Below are 17,313 nucleotides of genomic sequence, written 5' to 3'. Positions count from 1 at the left end.
AAACCTCAAGGCAAATTTCCAGTAGTTTTTATCTGTCACTGTCATCAATAATTTACCTTCAATTTTTATTCTTCTTTCAATATTTCATCCAGCGGTTTACTCCACTCATCGAATACAGCCTCTATATTTTCTTGGGGATTATTTATACCCCATTCGCATTGAGCAATAACACCACCATTGCCATCATCCAAGGCTCTACGTACGCGCCTCACTGCTTGCCGTACATCTTCCGGTGTACCATATGGCAATATATGTTGTCTATCTATTTCACCCCAAAATGTTATTTTACCTTTATATAGCTTAGCCAATCTTTCGATGTCCATGCAGAATAATTGCGAGTTCACGGCATCCACACCTATCTCTATCAAATCGGGATATATCTCTTCTATATTACCATCCGAATGGAAGAATACAAACTTACCGCTCGAGTGAATTATATCACAGTAATCCCTGTAGAGCGGTTTATAGAAAGAACGCCATAATTCCGGCGAGATCAACAAGGTATTCTGCGAGCCCCAGTCATCCATAAAGCCTATGGCATCTACGTCGGTTTTCGCCCACATCTCCATCTCTCTGGTAAAAAATTCATGCAGCATATCGCGAAGACGGTAAACTTCTTTAGTTCCATAAGCCAAATCGATGAATAGGTTTTGAGTCCCTCTTAAAAACTGCATTCTTTCAAAAGGCCTCGTTTCGGTCCCCACCTTTACAAATTTATCTGTTTGTTCACAGCTTCGGTTTACCTCTGACAAATCAGCCTCATCAAGCAATTCCCATGGCGGTTGATAGCTGTCCAATGCAGACCAATCGGCTAATGGAGGTTCTTTAACCTCTCCTACTACCCCAGGTTCAGCCACATGCCATACGCAACCCCATGCATCTGTGTAGTTGCCTACCACAGCCTCTCGGCCTTTACAACGACGTCCTCTACCATACCTATATCTAGGCCCGGCAAAATCCACCGGATATTTACTCAACACGTCTTTCAATTCATTGGATCTAAACATAGGTATACCCGGCAGCATCCACAAATCTCGCGGAGCTCTATCCGGTTGTTGAAACTTTAATGCCCTTATCACTCTTTCACGCGATGTCATATTTTCTCTCCCCTCTCCTCCTAAATTATTATGTTTTACCCAAAATCTCCCACCTCATAATCGATTAACAACTCACGGACTTATTATATAATACCTCCCTCGTATTATGAAAGCGCTTCCCATATAAATCAGCATAGATTTTTTTATCCATATAAAGCAAATAAGTGAGGTAAAATTCGCTTACTTGTTATATGTCCTTAGGCTGAGCTGTAGACGCCCGGATTATTAGTTCCGTCAGCAAAATCATTTCACGTCTAACCGGTTTTTTACCGTTATTGATATTGTCTATAAGCAATCCTCCGGCTGTCTCGCCTATACCGTATATAGCTAAAAACGATCAGCCTACTAGACCCGTACGTTCTATGCCCTCCATAAATTGTCGTTGTAGGATTATATACACTATCAAAAGTGGCAACACTACCAGAAATGTGCCGGCCATGACCACTGCTGCGTTGAATTTCTCAACTGTCTCGTAGCCTATCTGGCCTAAATTAAAGCCCATCTGTGGCAATATCATAGGCAATAAACCTTTTTCCGGTGACATAAGATATATAGACGGTTCAAAGTAATCGTTCCAGTGCCACACCATAGAAAGTATTGCACTGACCAATATAGCTGGCTTGGATATCGGCATGATAATATTCCAGTATATTCTAAAACTACTACAACCATCAATACGGGCAGCATCTTCTAATTCATACGGTAATCCTCTAAAAAATTGCCGGAATATGAATACAAAGAGACCTCCCCGCAATCCCATGCCGAAAAATGTTGGAATTATAAGTGGTAAATAGGTATTTATCCAATTCATCCTCGAGTATTGAATAAACAGCGGCACTACTATGGTTTGAGGCGGTATGATAAGAGTAAGCAATACTACAAGAAACAGCATGTCTCGGCCGCGAAATTTACACCTTGCAAACCCGTAAGCCACAAATGAACATGATAATATATTACCCACTATACTCAATACCGTCACAAAAATCGAATTTTTCAAGTAAGTCCAATAGTTTAACGCCAACGTAGCCATAGAATAGTTATCCAAATACAAACTTTTAGGTATCCAGCGTATGGCCATATCTAATAAATCCGTAGGGGATTTCAAGGATGTAATTATCATGTATATAAACGGAAATAAAAATACAAAGGCAAAATCCAATAAAAGTATATATATAGCTATCTGAAATATTATGTTGCTCCAAAAGCTCCGACTCTTAGCCGCTTCCAGCAACCGCGTTGACTTCGGTAACGAGGCACGCGTAACAATATTTTTTTCAATAGACATTAGCCATATCCTCCTTTATCTATCACCTGCATAATAAACAAAACGCTTTGATATAAGGAATATCACTGCAACGACTATGAATACAAAAATGAAATATATCCATCCTAGTGCCGCACCGTATCCGAAATTAAGCTGCCTAAAGGCAACATTTATGACATAATCCACTATAGGATTGCTTACATCTGTAAAAGAATCTATCAACGTATAGATGATATTGAGCAATATAACCGGAGATATCATGGGCAATGTGATCTGCCAAAACATCTCCCATTCGCTGGCTCCATCACATCTGGCTGACTCGTACAGAGATGCTGATATCCCCTGGAGTCCTGCTAAAAATAATATGATTTGCACCCCTGATTTCCATAATATAAGAGTAAGCCGGTCAAAGAATCCCTGTACGTAAGAGGCTACAGTAGGTCCTAGATATACGAAAAACTCTTCGGGTATTGCTATGCCTCTGGTTAGAGCCTGTTGATTTACGCCCTGCCCCAGAAGCTGTTGAAGTATGAAACCCGTGCCGAGTAAAACTGGCAGGAAAAAAGCTGCTCGAAAGAATGCCTTAAGCTTTATATCGCGGTTAAGCAATATAGCTATAAACAACGCAAATACAATGATTAAAGGGGTGTTTATCAATGTATTGTTTACCGTCATTATGAAATTAGGTAAAAAGTTAATGTCAACTATAAAGGCATTTATATAATTCGCCCAGCCCGTCCATTCCGATTCAAGATTGGCCACTTCTGTAACCTTATGAAAGCTAAGCCATAGAGATTCGAAAAAAGGATAGGCTATAAAAGTCGCAAAACCTATTATCCACGGGGTTATAAAAACATAGCCTTCCATAGAGCGTTTTTGCTCCAAAGTGAGTTTGCGTTTATGCCTCATTTTACATTTCCCCTTTCATCTACCACTATATAGCTCAATGCTTCTATAGTATGCCCATCGGCTTGTGCGGATTGTCCTCCATAATTGACGTATACTGCAGTGCCATTTTGATAAGTGGTTTTATATATATCCTCTGTTATCTTTTCATGATCGGTTATAAACATAGACCAGGTAGTGCCCAGTTTATCGTTGAACTCTTTATATGCGCTAGCAGCGGTTTCAATCCAATCGCCATAATATGATGTAAATAGCTGATTGTAGTCAGTGTATTTCAATAACTTTGAGTCTTGATAGGTCAGTTGGTAATAGGGCATATAGCCATATTCTATCCATTTTAACTTTTGACGCTGGGGATCATAAAATAAATTGCCCGGGCTGGACGAATAGGGTATAAGACCATGGACTACCATTTGATAAAATGGCACTGCCGTATCACTAAAGAAGTAACCTGAATCGTTGGCCGGTATGTCAAAGATACGATCGGTTTGTTTTAATATATAGGCATTACCGCCGTGTACGGCGGCTGAGCCGAATTGTTTGCTGGACTCGCTGATGAACTTATTCCAGTAATCGGCCGTCTGACCACGCGTAAGCGGATATTCCCTATGGTAATCGAAGTATATCATTAAACCCAATTTCTCAAAGTTTAAGCCGTTTATGCCATACCCGTTCAAGTTCGGCAAGAAATTGTTGATAAATAGCTCCCAAGTTTTGACCGGATTAAATAAAAATGCGTTATTAAAAGCATTGGTTACCACTAAGCCGTTTCGCTGTCTAGCCACGTCGTTTTGTATCGAAAATCCGCCATTCTCACTTAGGGCATCCACGAAGTTATCCTGTAAAAATAATACTATGCTATTTTTAGAAGTATAATCCGCCAAACGCTTTAATCCATTCCAGCCGCCCAATGCATTATTTGGCGGTAGATGAACCGGATATGTTTTAAATCCTTCTTTGGTCCAGCCCATGAGGTTTACTTGTATATCATTTACTCCTCGATTATAGAATTCCTCTATAATCTGCTTGGCCTGGTCAAACGTGGTCATAGGTATAAACTTATCAAACAAAAGTCGATCTTCTTTTATGCCGGTAAGTAAATCCAGCCCTAATGGGATTTTGTCTCCGTTCTCTATAACCTTCTTTATATTTCCTTTACCTAACAGGTATTGCCGGTAAGCATTAGCCATACCGCTATAGTCGGCATTCCGACCGGCCAGAAAGGTATATCTTACAGCATGGTCCAAGTGCAACATTCCTTTTTCTACCCTATCTACCAAAACAGTATTAGCACGAGTAGCGCGATACAGACGTCGGTAAACAAATTCCGCTGATATTCTGTTTATGTTTATACGATATCCGCTTGGAGAAAAATTAATGATACTATCGTATTCGCCTTCGTTAATTACTCCTATAAAGGCATTTCCTCCTCTTTTCATGCCAAATACCGGCATCATAGCTTGCTCTCTGCCATCACTTTCCATAGCTTTATAGGCATCCAGATCTACTGTATCTAGTCCATAAACATATCCTCTATAGTTTTCTGTATATTCAGGGTGATCTGATTTAAAGTACGTTAATGCACCGCTTCCGTCAGGATAAAAGGCATAACCATCCTCTCTATCGGTAGCCGCTCCAAAAAATGGCAATATTTCTATGCTGACTACACCAAAATTCTTATTTTCTTCGATACTTTCTATTGGTACACGGACAGCCAGTGAATCGCCATCTAGCGATATGTCCAACTGTACGGTAATGCCAAGCTTGCTGAAGTTATAAATTATGCTTATACCTTTTTCTAGGTCTTTAGTAGTGATATTCGCTTCTTCCATAACTGAATTGGTCAACATTATCTGGTCGGTGTCCTCTTTTACATTGGTATAACTTAGATTGAAGAGCGCACGGAATGAAGTCAGCCATAGGTCACTGGTATCTTTCATCTCGTTTCCTTCATCGGTGAATGCGGAGCTCCACATAAAATGATTGCGTTTGTCTTCCACTATGATTGAAGGTGGTTTGTCATTATAATATAGAAGCAGCTCTGATGATTCGGCTATCTTTCTGTAACCATCAGGTATATCAGGTTCGGCCTTTATATTGCGAGTGGGCAGTAATAATGCCAATGCACATATAATGAACAACGCCAATATCCTTCTCATAATTCAACCTCCTTTACTTTAAATACAACATCCTTATTTCCAGTATTACCTCTTCTATAAAATGGTATAATTGGCTGCTCAACGCAAAGAACAACATGGCTATAGCCCATATGAGTAACATGGCTATTATACTTAATATGCATATTCCTAGCGTTCTCCAAAAATTATATTCGTTTAATGTCTGAACACTGATAAAAAACAGTATAAACACCCATGCCCACATGATATTCTGCAATGCATTATATAATCCCAATTCCCCTTGCCCCATTAAATGCGAAATCAATGCCAATGGTATTATAAGGATTATATATGGCAGCATGGCATAGGCAGTGGCCATTAAGGTCTCGCGTATAAGCGTCTCGCCATCCATTATGGTAGTAACTGCATAATCGGCAACCACCCATGTGAGTATCGGCAACATCATCCTCATAATTTCCAACCATATGTTAGCGTCTCTGGGCAGCAAGGTAGCCAAAGGATAGTGCGTCAAATATATATACGCAACGCGTTCAGCTATTACCATGAATAATAGTATGATCGCCGGCAAATAATTGAATCTCTCTCTTTGAGCTTTAATACATTCAAAACCGTCCGTAGGATGAAATACGACCAATAATGAAGTTTTAATTATATCCATCGCTTCGATCCCCCTTGCCACGTTATAATCTCATATAAGGTCGTGTCAGATAGGGCCTTCAGATGCCTTATCGCCCAGTATATCAATACTGTTATTGCGATAATGGCCAGCACTACCAATCCAAAATACTGTCGGTATAGTTGGTGTCGGTATTCTGAAAAGGCCCTAGAGTATCCTTCTTGATCATCGCCGGCCCTGTATTCGGCCATAGCCTCTCGCCAACGTTCTTGTTTCATAAACGCCTTCGCTATGCCTCTATGAGCCAATTCATAATTGGCATCGATCTTTAATACCTCTTGCCACGGTGTTACGGCTTCTTGATATCTGCCGTCGTAATAAAGCGCTAAGGCTTGGTGAATATATTTCATAAACGCTGTAGGCTCAAAAACTTGTATGTTATTTAGGGCTTTATCCAAAACATATATATTACCATCGTCATCTACAACTAAACTGGACGGCGAGTCCAGCCTCCCCTTCCAACTTCCCAAGCCCCCAAACACCGTCAGCAAATTGCCGTCGCGATCATACTGATATATCTTTCTGGATTCTGCTTCTAACGCGTTTATTATGCCATTTTTGTCAACTGCTATATCTACAAAGTTGGGTACTATGGGGTTGCCCGCATCATCGAGATGTTCTCCAAAGGATATATCGTGTTTATATATATTCTTGCCTATTGAATTTAATTTTTTTATCTGATCGTTATTTACATATGATGTTGTCGCATATATCATACCATCATCATGTATCACGAAATTAGAATGGGATGGAGGTAATTGTTTCGCTAGTTGTTCTTTCTGCTCCGGCGTGGCAAAAAAACGGACTAAGGTTTGTGTTAAACTAAATGGTAAACGCGTAGGTGCTACATATCCGCGAAAGCGGTTATATGCATCGATAGTTATAAAGCCATGATAGTCGCTTTCATTTAAGATATAGATATAACCAGTAGCGTCTATAGCTATTTTTGCAGGCTTAAATGGATAATTGGGATCTATTAGCGATGATTCGGGTTTAGTGAATTCTTCTACAAATTCACCATCCTGCGAAAGATGTACTATACGTCCGTTACCGGTATCCGCCACATACATATCACCGCTCCAGTCTACGAATACTCCCTTAGGAGTGTTGAACGGCTTATCTTTAGGACCTCCGTAAACACCTAGCACGGCCCCCTTTTTATCTAATTTTATAATGCGAGCGTTACCTGTATCTACTACATACAGTAGCCCACGCTCGTCTATGAAAAGGTCTTCTGCTTGATTAAGCGGTCCTACCTTATCGCCCAGGTTTATTATAACTTTGCTAACGCTATAGGTTACAGGTATCGGTATGCGCCTCATATCATTGCCCAATACATAATCCGTGTCATCGCCGGCTTTTGCATTAAACGGCCAAACGAATACAAGCACCATAGTCATCGCTAATATCGCCCATAGTTTTCGCATGATCGTCGCCCCCTTCATGCCTTTATACCCGAATAAGCCATGGTTTGCATAACCTTGGACTGCATGAACACAAAAAGTACTATCGTCGGTACGGTGGTTAAAAAGGTCGCCGCTGCCATAGCCCCCGAACGCGCTACGACACCCGGTCCGCCGGCTATGGTTTGCAGCGCTAACGGTAATGTTTTCATTGCTTGACTGGTTATAAAAATCAGTGGGGTAAAATAATCGTTCCAATTGGATACAAAGGAGAAAACTACCAGGGTAGCCCACGCCGGGCGCGCCATAGGCATAACTATTCTCCAAAATATAGTCCATTCTGTGGCGCCATCTATGCGAGCCGCTTCCAGTAGGGTGTCCGGTATTTGCTCCATAAATTGTTTCATAAGGAAGAAATTATAAGCCACTGCTAGTTTGGGTATTATAAGCGCCCAGTATGTGTTAACCATATTCAGCCCGCTTATAACCATATAAGTTGGGATTTGTGTTACTTGCGGCGAAAACATTAAAGCAGCGATAACTATATTGAATATCCAATCAGCCAACGGTAATTTATATTTTACCAGCGCAAACGCACCCATGCTGGATATAATGACAGTGCCGGCCACTATAGCCGCTGTTGTTATAGTGCTGTTGTATATATATCGAGTAAAAGGCACTACTGAACTATCCATGGCTGTCAATAAATCCGAAAAATTTTGAAATGTCGGCCGACGAACAAAAAAGCGCGGCGGATAGATGAACAATTCATCCAATGGTTTAAAAGCTGTAGCAATCATATATATTATAGGTAAAGCAGTAAAAGCCACCAACGCAATCATGAAAATATACACGACTAACCAGCCAAAGCTGAACTTTATATGATGCCTTGCTTTAATAGTGTTCCCAGTAACAACCATAACATTACCTCCAAACTATATATCTTTCGATGAGAATATCTTCATCGCCAATCGACCCAATATAAATGTCATAGCAAACAGTATTACTGCTACCGCTGAAGCATAACCCATTTCAAATCTTATAAAAGCGTAATCATACAAATGTGCCACAATGGTATGTCCGGCATAGTTCGGACTGGGCATACCAGCTATAGAAACGGCTACATCAAATACCCCAAAGGATCCTACTATTGAATTTACCGCCCCGAACAATAGTTGGGGTTTCATCAATGGTACGGTTATAAACCAAAGCTCTTGAAATTTATTTTTGACGCCGTCTATAGCACCCGCTTCATACATTTCTTTCGGTATGTTCTGAAATCCCGCTAAGAACACCAAAAATCCGGTCCCCATGCTCATCCAAACCGATACTATGATAATGACCGGTAATATGGTTTTAGGATCTATATTCCAAAGTATCGGTTCGGAAATTAATCCGATATTGGTTAGCAGGTTATTTACCAGTCCATATCGATCCCCAGAGAAAAAATACATCCATACCACCGACATGGCTATGCCGCTCGTGATAGAAGGTGCATAAAATGCCAAAGCAAAAGCATTGCGGAATTTCAGCTGATCGATAACCCAAGCTGCCATAAATGACATTATATAGCCCATAGGCCCGGTTATGAGCGCAAAAATCAACGTATTCTTTAGTCCTATTAAAAAGACATCGTCATCCATGAATAATACTCGATAGTTAGTAAGCCCCGTCCACTTAGCCGGTTGTATCATATTATAATAGGTAAAACTCAACCCAAAAGCCGTAAATACTGGTACAATGATAAATATGGTGAAAAGTATGATAAACGGCGCTAAAAAGAGATATCCTATTCCGTATTTAGCCCAAAATTCACTTATTCTATCAGATAGTTTAGGTAAAAAGCCTCTTCGGCTATTTTGTTCCGGGATATTCGCTCTAACGGCCATATGATAAGACCTCCTGTTCTTGTTTTGAAGGTGTTTGTAATGTTCGTTGAGTGGTTTTTACTCCAAATTCCTCTTGCTTTGCATTAAGCTCCTTATTTATATCTTTAATGGCTTGTTCCAGTGAATCGCGTACATCCATCTCGCCTAAAACCACACGATTCCACGCGTTGTTTATATGCCTGGATGTGAAGTATCCGCCTAATACTACCGGCTGTTCTTTATACCAATTCCATTGTTGTGTTATGACCTGTATATCTTCTTTAGGCCATGGCAGTCCTTTGAAAGCTGCGGTATTGGCCGTGTTCCATCGCGCTTCCACCCCCAATAATGCTTCCAACTCTCTTCCGAAGCGCATTTGGACATCATCGCTGGTCCACCACTTTAAGAACTCCCATGCCTCTTTAGGATACTCAGATTGTTTAAGAATAATGGCAGCCTGAGGCATGCCGCCGGCCGTCCTATTAACGGTACCATCCCCTTTTTGATGCCCGAGCATAGGCGCTATGCCCCATCTGCCGAATAGTTCAGGCGCAGCAGTAGACAATAATACATATTGGTTATACCCGCCTACTCCTATCGGTATTTCGCCGGTCCTCATCCGATTAAAGAAATCAGCCTGTACCGGCACCTTATAATTGGTATAAAGCTCTGTCCATTCCTTAAATGCCTTATAAGCTTCCGGTGAATCTAATGCTGATTTAGTACCATCGGCATTATAAAAACTTCCGCCTTGTTGGTAAAGGAACGGTAACAAACCGCCTGGTCCCAGCGGATAAAAGAATTCCATGCCATTCTGTAGAAGAACAGGTAAAACGTTTTTATACAGTTCTTCCCATGTGTTGGGTATGCTCAGGCCTAATTCGTTCATTATATCTTTACGATAAAAGAGAACGTTAAAATCCATGGTTTCTGGTAAAGCATAGATTCCGCCCATATATTGAAACGGCACCATAGCCCCCGATAGGAACCGTTTGGTTATCCGAGGAAAGTCTTCAAATTGACTAAGGTCTACCGTTGCATCCCGTATAGCATATTCTACCGGAGAAGCTCCGTCCACTCCGCAGGCTACATCCGGTGCTTTACCGGATGATATGGCCAAAAGAAGCGCATTAACGCCGCCTGTATTAAGCTGCCCAGCCGGCATTACGTTCATATTTATGCGTATACCCGTTTTGGGGGTAAAATCTTCATCAGCCATTTCTTTTATGATTTCCGCCCATTCCTTGCCTCTAGATACCCATACTTTAAGGGTGGTATTTTGTTTTCTTTCTTGCGTATACACGCTGCCTACGCTATCATAATCTTTAGAAAATGACCGTACGAAGTTATACCATGTAACATCTGCTTTTTGCAGAATGGTTGACCTTACGTTAGACAATTGTTTGTCTGGTGAAGCTACGGTAAAGTAATCTATTACAAGCGGTTGATTTTGTATATCCCTCATCCACGATCCTATACTCGACTGGGCATTTATCAGATCATTAAGGCCTTTAGCTATGCTATCTGGCCTTCGTATCATCTTATCCAGCTGATCTTTGATCATAAGAAAATTATTAGCCACGCTAGGGCGCTTGACTGAAATGGCTGTAAGCGCATCTACCTGTTTTTTCATGCTGTTAGATAATAGTTTTAAGTTATCCAACAGATCGGGAACATCTTTATCCAGCTCATATTGGAAATTAGGATCAGGTTCACTGCCGGTTATCATTATGATCTGGCGGATCACACGAGAGAGCAATAAAGCGTCATCCATAAGGTTATGTACTACTTCACCTATCTCTCCTAATTTCACTGTCATGGTTAATTGATGTTTGCCTTTTTGCAAATAAAACATATATGGCTGACCAGAACTATCCGAAAGCGTTTCGGTGCGCCAATTCCTATCATATTCGAATGAATACTCTTTCATCTCAGAGAACGGTACCTTACCGTCTATGGCTATTCGCCTATATACCGGTAAACCATCGCCCCACCATTGCCCTACATGCATACCTATTTTATATAGACCATTCTCCGGAACATTGAACTCCCACGTAATAGCTTGATTGCCCTTGCGCCAGCGCCAATCACCTATAACATTGAGCTTGATGTTGCCCAGTGCAATTGGCTGTACCATGGGATCGCCGTTGCTTTCTTGCCTTATCGTCGGATCGGTTTTAACCAACGTATCCTCGGCTTCAAAAATGATTCCGGTTCGAGTCTCGGCATAGGAATAATCATTCTGCTTATATTGCTCCAGTAAATCTTCATATGACGGTATGATATCTGGTGTCTTAATTATCATATTTCCGAAAGCTACCGGCTCATTAACATATTTCAAACGTACGGTATGTTTGCCCTTAGACAGATAAAATTGAAACGGATCGGCATATACGCCCTGATTGTCGCTGAATGCTACTGTTTGCCATGATGGTACCTCTATTTGTCTTGGCCTTACCTCATCACCTATATTATTAACCTTAGGCTCCCCTTCATCCCTCCACATGCGTGGAAATATCACGTTGTGGGCTTCCATAAAAGGAATCCTCCCGTCTATGGATAATTCCCTTTGTATCGTCGAACCCGTTCCCTGTAGTGGGTAATATTCCAACAATATTTCATATAATCCTTCTTGAGGTATGTTTACCGTCCATTCAAACCAATCGCAGTCCTCATTCCAGACTAATACAGGATCAGCCTTGTTACCTATGCCCGAACTCAGTGGCACATCACCTTTATCTGAAGCTGTTATTTTGTCGGGCTTAAGTGTTATAACCATATCTTCAACCGGCTTATATCCTTTTTCTTGATATTTACTAAAGACAGATGAATAATAAGGTTCCGACGCCTGCCCTTGATCAAATTCTACGGTTTTTTGACCAGCCTGATTTTTATATTTATCTTTTAGCGGTATGATCGGTGCAGTGCTGGCCGATGTGTGAATAAGTATAAGAAAAATTAACACCAAGAGTGTGCAGATATGCTTTGAAGACCTCTTCATAATTTTATTCCCCCATTTATATAGCTAACACCCGTTTTATTCATAAAAACAATTTAATAGGGCTGAGAACATCAGCCCTATTAAATTCCACGTTGTTTACGCCTTCATGCCGGTCAATACCACACCTTCTATGAACCTTCTCTGACCTAAGAAGAAGAACACTATAACCGGTATAACCATTACTGTTGTAGCAGCCATCATCATACCGAATTCGGTCGTAGATGCGCTGGTCTGTTGCTGGAATAATCTTAAGCCTAATGATAATGTATATTTCGTTTGATCGTTTATATAGATCAACGGGCCCATGAAGTCGTTCCATGCACCCATGAACTGGAATATAGCCACTGTCGTCAATACCGGCTGTATGAGCGGGAGCATTATCCTCGTATAAATGGTCAAATGATTCGCTCCATCCAACAATGCGCTTTCTTCCATCTCATGAGGTATTGTCATCAGAAATTGACGTATAAGAAAGATATTGAACGCTCCGCCGCCAAACCATGCCGGCACCCACAGTGGTAGAAAGGTGTCCACCCAACCCCAGTTTGTAAATAATATATACAACGGTATCATAGTAACCTGTCCTGGAAGCATCATTGTACCAAGTAATATAAAGAAGAGAAAGTCCCTTCCAGGCCATTTGAGTTTAGCAAATGCATATGCCACCAGAGGAGCGGATATAAGCACGCCTGCCATACTCAATACAACTATTACAAGCGTATTTTTCAGGAATTGCAGAAACGGGAAATATGTCCACATATCCACATAGTTTTCCCACATTATAGGCCTCGGTATCAGCTCCGGAGGCACCTTGAATATTTGCGTATCTGGTTTAAGCGAGGTAGATACAAGCCATACTAATGGAAAGGTAAATATTACGGCTCCTGCTATTAAAACCAAATGAGCAAATAACTTGGAAAAGAACCTTTTCCTCGCCCTACGCGCTCTCCATCCGCTTCCTGTCATTGCAGCCACACCTGGATGTTGTTTCATATCTGTATCAGCCATTGTAACACCTCCTAAGCCTGCTCATAGAATACCCAGTAATTTGAAAGCTTAAAGTTTAACCAGGTAAAGAACATTATTATAGCAAATAGTACCCACGCCAATGCTGAGGCATAGCCCATCTTCCAGAACTGGAATGCATTCTGATAAAGATAGAGTACATAGAACAAAGTAGCGTCGTTTGGTCCGCCGTTGGTCATTATGAAAGCCTGTGTGAATACCTGAAAGCTCCCAATTACACCCATTATCAATTGGAAAAATAACGTCGGGCTCAACATAGGAAGCGTTATATGAACAAATTTAGTCCAGCTACCGGCTCCATCTAAATCTGCGGCTTCGTAATAAACGTCGGGTATATTCTTTAGCCCAGCCAGATATATGATCATACCACCGCCGGCGCCCCATAATGACATCAGTATCAATGATGGTTTGGCCCATGCGGGATCCGCCAACCACGCCGGTGACTCTAACCCCAAAGATTCTACCAAATTGGTCAGTATACCGAAATTAGGGTTGAATATCCACGACCACAGAATAGATCCTGCTACCAATGGAACGATGGAAGGCATGTAGTACAGTGTTCTGTATATCGCCATGCCTTTTATGTCCATGTTTAACAATAAAGCAATAGCCAGACCTATGATCATAGATAACGGCACACTGAAGATAACATAATAAAAAGTATTGCCCAACGACTTCCAAAACAGCTTGTCGTGGACCATATTGACATAGTTTTTAACACCTAGCCATGAAGGCTCCTGAAGTATGTTATAGTCCATAAAGCTATACATTATAGCCGCTATGATAGGATATATAGTAAATAATGCCAAGCCTATAATCCATGGGGAAGCAAACAGATAACCTGTTATTGCTTCGGATCTTTCCATGCTATTCATTTTCTTCCTTTTTATCATACCGTCTCGCCTCCAATAAGTTAAAATAAGTTTAGTGATAAGGGGATTAACTCCCCTTATCACTTATGACTTGCGTCGTATTCGGCCCAGAATTTATCGAGCTCAGCCTGAACTACCTTATTACCGGCATCCAGTGCCTCCTTAGGCGTCATTTCGTGATATATGGCTTTATCTATGGCTCTGGAATGCTCGGTCCATAATACCTCACCCACCGGAGATACCGGCCTAGCTTTGGAGACGGCCATAGCATCCACGGCCAGTTTAAAGGCACTTCCTAAGTTGCTGTTAACTTCATTTAATTTGTTTACATTCTCATTGACCAATTGCTCATTGATGGGTTTATAAGCCCATAAACCAGGTACATATGGCCGGCCTTGTTTTTCGTTATAAGCCCTTATCCCATCCTCTTGAATCTTAGCGCCATCTGTCACCATATATTTCATAACCTCAAACGCTTCTTCCGGATGCTTAGCACCCTTAGGCATAGCCCATGACCAGCCACCGCTCCACGTTATCTTATTCTCACCGGTCGGTGTAGGTGGTAATGCAGTACCGAAATTCGTATCCGGCCCGAATCTGGCTATATTATTTAGTACCCAATTACCGTCTATCTTCATAGCTACTTGACCAGTTATAAAAGGGTCTCCTGCCTCAGCTTGGAAAGTCGATGAGTATGCGTTAACTTTTTTGGCGCCACCCAGTATATCATAGCCTTTCACCATAAACTCCAATGCTTCAACCACCTCTGGGGCATTCAAAAGCGCCGTCCTGCCGTCGTCACTCAGGAATTTAGCACCGTTTTGGAAGCCGTACAGATATAACCAGCTATTACCGTAATTGGGTATAAAACCAATCTGTTTGAAATTGCCCTTGGCATCGGTTACTGTTAACTTTTTGCTGTAATCCAATAGTTCATCCCATGTATCCGGAGGGGTTTCGGGATCTAAACCAGCTTTTTTAAACATGTCTTTATTCCAGTAAAACAATCTGTCATCTATACCATTAGGCATTGCCCATATCTTATTATCAAACGTAATCTCTGACACAGCATATTCATAAAATTGGCTAAGATCTAAGCCGCTCGTTTCTATATACTCATCTAAAGGAGACAGGGCATTACGAGCAGCAAATTGGGCTGCAGTAAATCTGTCTAATGTTGTTATGTCCGGAGGCGTGCCACCGGCTATAGCAGCTAATAATTTTGTCACATCCTGCGTGGCATAACCGCCGGTACCCGGCGTAGTTTGAGGATCTAATTGAATGTTTGGATGGCTTTTATGAAAACCATCTATCATCTCTTTATTACCACTGCCTATGGCCAAAGGATTAAGGCCCCATATGACAACTTTTACCTTCTCGCCGCTGGTGGGTTGCTTGGAATTGTTACTAGCATTATTAGCTCCAGACGATTTATTGCTTTCACCTGTAGATGAAGTACCCCCACAGCCTACCAAAGATATTAACATCAATCCAATCAATAATACAACTATAATTCTTCTCATTTCTCCCCCTCATTTCTGTCTGAAAATAAGATAAATTCCAATGATAAGAGGCTTAAGCCCCTTATCATTTATGGCTTGCGTCGTACTCGGCCCAGAATTTATCGAGCTCCGCCTGAACCGCCTTATTGCCGGCATCCAATGCCTCTTTAGGCGTCATCTCATGATATATGGCTTTATCTATGGCTCTGGCATGCTCGGTCCATAGTACCTCGCCTACCGGAGATACCGGCCGGGCTCTGGACACGCTCATAGCGTCCATACCTACCTGTGCCGCTTTCTTAAAGGTCTCGTTGGATAGCGGATCTATATAGGTCTTAATGAGCTCCTCGTTAGCCGGCGTATAGGCGGCAGGAAAAGGAATAAATATATCTCTTCCCTGCTTCTTGTTATAATCCGCAGCACCTTGCTGCTGGACTTTTATACCCTCTGTAGTCAACCATTTCATAACCTCAAAAGCTTCTTTAGGATGTTTGGCGCCTTTAGGCATAGCCCAAGACCAGCCGCCGCTCCATGTTATCTTGTTCTCCCCGGTCGGCGTAGGTGCTAAAGCTGCACCGAAGTTGAGATCAGGCTTATATCTCGACCAACCTTGTAATGCGTTATTAACGTTTATGATCATAGCCACCTGGCCGGTAAGGAAAGGATCATTGGCTTCGCCCTGGAAAGTCGATGAGTATGCGTTAACCTTTTTGGCACCGCCCAGTAAGTCATAACCCTTCACCATAAACTCTAATGCTTCGACTACCTCAGGGGCATTCAAAAGCGCCGTTCTGCCGTCGTCACTCAGGAATTTAGCGCCGTTTTGGAAGCCATACAGATATAACCAGCTGTTGCCGAAATTCGGTATAAAACCGATTTGTTTGAAATTGCCTTTGGCATCGGTCACCGTTAGCTTTTTGCTGTAATCCAACAATTCATCCCATGTATTCGGAGGTGTTTCAGGATCTAAACCGGCTTTTTGGAACACATCTTTATTCCAATAGAAAGGACGTGTATCCGTATCCCACGGCAATGCCCATATTTTCCCGTCAAACTTGATCTCATCTACGGCATAGCTAGCATATTGACCCATATCCAATCCACCTGCTTCTATATACTCATCCAAAGGAGACAGAGCGTTGCGTGCAGCGAATTGGGCAGCCGTAAATCTATCCAACCATGTTATATCCGGGGGCGTACCACCGGCTATAGCCGCTAACAGCTTCGTCACATCCTGCGTCGCATAGCCGCCGGTACCAGGCGTGGACTGAGGTACCATCTCGATATTCGGATGGCTCTTATTGAAGGCATCTATCATTTCTTTATTACCGCTGCCTACAGCCAAAGGATTCAATCCCCATACTATAACCTTTACCTTCTCGCCGCTGGTGGGTTGTTCGGCATTATCACCAGTCTTATTCGTCTCGGCTGGTTTGTTGCTTTTATCTGTAGATGATGTACCACCACAAGCTGCCAAAGACATTATCATTAATCCAACCAATAACACGATTATAAATTTTTTCATTTTGTCTACCTCCCTTTCTATAATAAACATATATC

The 17,313-nt window shown here is 41.7% G+C and carries 13 protein-coding genes; all 13 read right to left on the bottom strand.

Going from position 1 to position 17,313, the window contains the following annotated elements:
• Positions 1-65: 65 nt before the first annotated feature.
• Positions 66-1,097: a uroporphyrinogen decarboxylase family protein gene (locus MAHAU_RS00140; protein WP_013779685.1), complete on the bottom strand. Its 1,032-nt coding sequence runs from the start codon at positions 1,095-1,097 to the stop codon at positions 66-68.
• Between the two features lie 337 nt (positions 1,098-1,434).
• The gene (locus MAHAU_RS00135) at positions 1,435-2,382 is read right to left on the bottom strand and encodes a carbohydrate ABC transporter permease (protein ID WP_013779684.1); all 948 of its coding nucleotides are present in this window, start codon (positions 2,380-2,382) and stop codon (positions 1,435-1,437) included.
• A 15-nt stretch (positions 2,383-2,397) separates the two neighbouring features.
• Positions 2,398-3,270: a carbohydrate ABC transporter permease gene (locus MAHAU_RS00130; RefSeq protein WP_013779683.1), complete on the bottom strand. Its 873-nt coding sequence runs from the start codon at positions 3,268-3,270 to the stop codon at positions 2,398-2,400.
• Positions 3,267-5,426, bottom strand: coding sequence for a DUF5696 domain-containing protein (locus tag MAHAU_RS00125; RefSeq protein ID WP_013779682.1), 2,160 nt, complete (start codon positions 5,424-5,426; stop codon positions 3,267-3,269). The genes MAHAU_RS00130 and MAHAU_RS00125 overlap by 4 nt, the downstream gene beginning before the upstream one ends.
• A gap of 13 nt (positions 5,427-5,439) precedes the next feature.
• On the bottom strand, positions 5,440-6,063 hold the full coding sequence (locus tag MAHAU_RS00120) for a YIP1 family protein (protein ID WP_041643709.1): 624 nt from the start codon (positions 6,061-6,063) through the stop codon (positions 5,440-5,442).
• Positions 6,054-7,508, bottom strand: coding sequence for an NHL repeat-containing protein (locus tag MAHAU_RS00115; protein ID WP_013779681.1), 1,455 nt, complete (start codon positions 7,506-7,508; stop codon positions 6,054-6,056). Before MAHAU_RS00115 ends, MAHAU_RS00120 begins: the two co-directional genes overlap by 10 nt.
• Before the next feature lie 14 nt (positions 7,509-7,522).
• Positions 7,523-8,404 carry a carbohydrate ABC transporter permease gene (locus MAHAU_RS00110; RefSeq protein WP_013779680.1) on the bottom strand — a complete coding sequence of 294 codons (882 nt, stop codon included), beginning with the start codon at positions 8,402-8,404 and terminating at the stop codon, positions 7,523-7,525.
• Positions 8,405-8,419: 15 nt separating this feature from the next.
• Positions 8,420-9,373 carry a carbohydrate ABC transporter permease gene (locus tag MAHAU_RS00105; RefSeq protein WP_013779679.1) on the bottom strand — a complete coding sequence of 318 codons (954 nt, stop codon included), beginning with the start codon at positions 9,371-9,373 and terminating at the stop codon, positions 8,420-8,422.
• Positions 9,363-12,353: an extracellular solute-binding protein gene (locus MAHAU_RS00100; RefSeq protein ID WP_013779678.1), complete on the bottom strand. Its 2,991-nt coding sequence runs from the start codon at positions 12,351-12,353 to the stop codon at positions 9,363-9,365. The genes MAHAU_RS00105 and MAHAU_RS00100 overlap by 11 nt, the downstream gene beginning before the upstream one ends.
• 96 nt (positions 12,354-12,449) lie before the next feature.
• Positions 12,450-13,361, bottom strand: coding sequence for a carbohydrate ABC transporter permease (locus tag MAHAU_RS00095; RefSeq protein ID WP_013779677.1), 912 nt, complete (start codon positions 13,359-13,361; stop codon positions 12,450-12,452).
• Between the two features lie 11 nt (positions 13,362-13,372).
• The gene (locus tag MAHAU_RS00090; RefSeq protein WP_013779676.1) at positions 13,373-14,272 is read right to left on the bottom strand and encodes a carbohydrate ABC transporter permease; all 900 of its coding nucleotides are present in this window, start codon (positions 14,270-14,272) and stop codon (positions 13,373-13,375) included.
• A gap of 59 nt (positions 14,273-14,331) precedes the next feature.
• Positions 14,332-15,774 carry an ABC transporter substrate-binding protein gene (locus MAHAU_RS00085; protein WP_013779675.1) on the bottom strand — a complete coding sequence of 481 codons (1,443 nt, stop codon included), beginning with the start codon at positions 15,772-15,774 and terminating at the stop codon, positions 14,332-14,334.
• A gap of 64 nt (positions 15,775-15,838) precedes the next feature.
• Positions 15,839-17,278 carry an ABC transporter substrate-binding protein gene (locus MAHAU_RS00080; RefSeq protein WP_013779674.1) on the bottom strand — a complete coding sequence of 480 codons (1,440 nt, stop codon included), beginning with the start codon at positions 17,276-17,278 and terminating at the stop codon, positions 15,839-15,841.
• Between the last annotated feature and the right edge of the window lie 35 nt (positions 17,279-17,313).

Origin of the sequence: Mahella australiensis 50-1 BON (assembly GCF_000213255.1) — a bacterium.
Classification (GTDB): Bacteria; Bacillota; Clostridia; order Mahellales; family Mahellaceae; genus Mahella; species Mahella australiensis.
This window is presented reverse-complemented; position numbering and strand designations above follow the sequence as displayed.